Raw genomic sequence first — 3597 nt, 5'->3', positions numbered from 1 at the left:
CCGCATCTGATGGTGTCGACGTCAATGGTATACGGGTGCATCATCGACGTCTTCAATACAGAAGATATCAGTGCGGAGTGTGCCGGGAGGGAACTTGCTCTCCGCCCTGCGGGCTCGGCGTTGCCACAACGGGCAATAATTTATCTGAATAAAGATGGTGCGCGGCCTATTGACCGCGCTTTTGTTTTGGTTCGCGCATGTGGGGGTGGTGGCGACGTGCATTTTTGCGAGTATTCTGCAATCGAAGGCCACTGCATACCGACTTCGGGCGAAAAATCGGGATTTCTCGATGTTTTCTACGAATGATGGACGGGGTTATGGGCTGACAGCGTTTGATTTGCAGGGATATTCGCGGTCTTTGGCATTTATCGTGGCGCCCGAAGCCCTTGGTTATATTGAATACTCCTAAAAATGCACGGTGCTTAGAGGGGGACCTTCGCAACAAAGGAAACCGCCTCGTCGAAGTATGCATTCGACGAGGCGGTTTATGCATATACCCGATTAAGGATACGCTGCGGATCTGTTAGAACTTGACGGTCGGTGCCTGGCGGGCAGCTTCGGCGGCCTCGAAGCCCTGGCGCTCCTTAAACTGGAAGATGCCGGCAAAGATGACGGCCGGGAAGGTCTGGATGGCGTTGTTGTAGCTAAGCACGCAGTCGTTGTAGCTCTGGCGTGCGTAGCTCACCTTGTTCTCGGTGTCTTCGAGCGTGGCTTGGAGCTGCGTAAAGTTGGTGTTCGCCTTAAGATCGGGGTAAGCCTCGGCCACGGCGAAGAGCTGGCGCAGGGCGCCGGTCAGCACGTTGTCGGCTTCCATCTTGGCTTCGGGCGTGGTGGCGCTCACGGCGGCGTTGCGCGCGTTGACCACGGCGGCAAGCGTGTCCTGCTCGTGTTTGGCGTAGCCCTTGACGGTTTCGACCAGGTTAGGGATCAGGTCGTTGCGGCGCTGCAGCTGCGTGTCGATGTTCTGCCAGGCGTTATCAATGCGATTGCGCTTGGTGACCATGTTGTTGTAGATGCCGGCGATGGCGCAGACAATCACAACGACAACAACGATACCGATGATGACGGGAATCATGGTGTCTCCGTTTCGAATGGCCGCGGCGTCTTCCGCCGGCTGCCGTTGGTGTAACGCTACTAGTATACCCGCAACCTTTGGCGATACCGAACTTTCCGGTAAGCGTTATGTTTCCGCCAAGGTAAGGCCATTCGCCAGGGGGCGGGCGATACAGGTGTAAGATATGCGACAGATTAGTGAGCGTTGTCTTCTCCTTGAGGAGGGCGATATATATGGACCTTCGCATCAAGAAAACCTATCGGGCCCTGTTCGAGGCCTTTACTGAGCTGCTCGAAGAGCATCGGTTTGAGGACGTGACGGTTGCCATGCTGTGCGACCGCGCTATGATTCGTCGGACGACGTTCTACAAGCACTTCCGCGACAAAAACGATTACTTTGCCTTCTATATCGATGAGCTCATGTCGGGCCTGCCGCAAAAGCGGGCCGATGCGGATGGCGCGGAGGGCGCCGAGGACGTACGCACGCTTCGCCACGAAGTGTTCGCCGATGCCATGGATCTGATTCTGGCGCATGAGCAGCTCATGGATAACATTTTGGCGAGCAGCATGTCGGGTATGCTGACCAGCATGATTTGCGACCGCATCGCGCGCTCCATACGCGGGCGCGTGATGATCGCGCTTGACGAGGACGCGCTCGCGCCCGTATCGCTCGAGACAACGTCTGAGTTTGTCGCCGGCGGTATTATTCGACTCTTTACCATGTGGTGGGAATCGGGCCACGTACTAGAGCGCCGATCCGAAATCGCCGACGTGGTCGATGCGCTGTTCGAGCGGACCATGACGCCGGTGAGTCACTAAGAGTGGCGGAGAGAGGGGGATTCGAACCCCCGGAACGCTCTCGCGCTCAACGGTTTTCAAGACCGCCGCATTCAACCGCTCTGCCATCTCTCCGTGAGTCGTAATGATAGCATCGTTTTGGGTTTGCAACAGGGAAGGCGAACGATGACGAGCACCGGAATCGATGAGAAGTTCATGCGCGAGGCGCTGGCGGAGGCGCGTACCGCCGCGGCGGTGGGCGAGGTGCCGATCGGCGCCGTAGTGGTGCGCGCGGGTGAGATCGTCGCGCGGGCGCATAATCGCCGCGAGCTCGACCAGGACCCTTCGGCGCATGCCGAGTTTGCGGCCCTATGCGCCGCCGCGCGGTCGCTCGGTCGTTGGCGCCTTTCCGATTGCACGGTCTACGTAACGCTCGAGCCCTGCTGCATGTGCGCGGGGCTTATGGTTAACGCGCGCGTGGGGCGCTGCGTGTACGGCGCGTCCGATGCTAAAGCGGGCGCTCTGGGGTCGCTATACGACCTGAATGCCGATTCGCGCCTGAATCATCGGTTTAATGTGACCGCCGGCGTGCTGGCAGACGAGTGCCGCGCGGTGCTGAGCGGTTATTTTAGTGGGCTGCGTGGCACCGATGGTGCTGGCTGCGGTTGTGGGGCCGATCTTGAGGCGCATGCCGCCCACGCCGAGGCGCTTGCGGGTGTTGGGGATCTCGCTGGCGAGACGCTCGACTTTGGCCCCGTGCAGCGCCGGTTCCGCCGCGTGCTGTTGGCGATCGACTCCTTTAAAGGCAGCGTGTCGAGCTCGCAGGCGGAGGGTGCCGTTGCCGAAGGTGTGCGCCGTGTGTGGCCTGATGCCCAGGTAAGCGCGTTGCCGCTGGCAGATGGTGGCGAGGGAACGCTCGATGCCGTTGCCGCGTGCGGCGGTGAGGTCGTGGCAGGTGAAGTCGCAGGCCCCTTGGGCGACCGCGTGCCTGCCCGGATGCTGGTGGACGGCGAGCGCGAATCTGCTGTTATTGAGATGGCCGAGGCGGCGGGTATTGGGTATTCGCCCTGCACGGAATCGGCGGCGCTTGCGGCTTCGACCTATGGCGTGGGCGAGCTCATGCTTCGCGCGGTCCGTGCTGGGGCAAAGACGATCTATATTGGTCTGGGCGGCAGCGCCACCAACGACGGTGGCGCCGGCATGCTGCAGGCGCTGGGCGCCCACCTTGTCGATGGCCGTGGCTGCAATATCGCCCCCGGCCTCGCGGGCCTTGAACGCGTGGCGAATATCGATTTGGCACCGGCGCTTCGGGCGCTAAATGGCACGCGTGTCGTGGTGCTTTCCGATGTCGAGAATCCGCTCGTGGGGCGTCGTGGGGCACTTGCAGTGTTTGGCGGGCAAAAGGGCCTGCCGACAGACGATGTCGAAGCGCTGGGCAGGTACGACAGCTGGATGGTCGGCTACGGCCGCCTGCTCGATGCGGCGATTACCGGGGTGCGGGCTCAGGGGTTGTTGCGCGTGCCCGAGGGCGTGCGGACATTTGGCTCGGTGCTCGGCGTGCCCGGCGCCGGTGCCGCTGGCGGTCTGGGCGCCGCGTTGTTGGCACTTGGTGCCGAGTTGCGCTCGGGCGTGGAGACGGTGCTCGATCTGATTGGGTTTGACGAGCGCGTGCGCGATGCCGACCTGGTCATTACAGGCGAGGGCAATATGGACGAGCAATCCGCTGCCGGCAAGGCGCCGGTGGGCGTGGCCCGCCGTGCCAAGCGC

The 3597-nt window shown here is 61.6% G+C and carries 4 protein-coding genes and 1 tRNA gene; 3 read left to right on the top strand and 2 right to left on the bottom strand.

Annotation, left to right across the window (positions count from 1 at the left end):
• Positions 1-306, top strand: a 306-nt coding sequence (locus AB5164_RS09990; RefSeq protein WP_368143345.1) for a hypothetical protein, incomplete at its 5' end; no start/stop codon positions are given.
• A gap of 217 nt (positions 307-523) precedes the next feature.
• Here AB5164_RS09990 and AB5164_RS09985 read toward each other — a convergent pair.
• Entirely contained in the window at positions 524-1075 is a 552-nt protein-coding gene (locus AB5164_RS09985; protein ID WP_089573514.1) for a LemA family protein, read from the bottom strand.
• A 212-nt stretch (positions 1076-1287) separates the two neighbouring features.
• Here AB5164_RS09985 and AB5164_RS09980 point away from each other — a divergent pair, with 212 nt between their 5' ends.
• Positions 1288-1872 (top strand): TetR/AcrR family transcriptional regulator, encoded by a 585-nt coding sequence (locus AB5164_RS09980; RefSeq protein ID WP_368148072.1) that lies wholly within the window; start codon positions 1288-1290, stop codon positions 1870-1872.
• A 3-nt stretch (positions 1873-1875) separates the two neighbouring features.
• Here AB5164_RS09980 and AB5164_RS09975 read toward each other — a convergent pair.
• A tRNA-Ser gene (locus AB5164_RS09975) sits at positions 1876-1965 on the bottom strand.
• Between the two features lie 51 nt (positions 1966-2016).
• Here AB5164_RS09975 and tadA point away from each other — a divergent pair.
• Positions 2017-3597: tRNA adenosine(34) deaminase TadA (gene tadA / locus AB5164_RS09970; protein ID WP_368148070.1), on the top strand; the 1581-nt coding region annotated here is incomplete at its 3' end.

The organism is Collinsella aerofaciens, from assembly GCF_040915425.1.
In the GTDB taxonomy this organism is placed as follows: Bacteria; Actinomycetota; Coriobacteriia; order Coriobacteriales; family Coriobacteriaceae; genus Collinsella; species Collinsella aerofaciens_BW.
The sequence above is the reverse complement of the archived record's forward strand: the minus strand, read 5'-3'. Positions and strand labels throughout refer to the sequence as shown.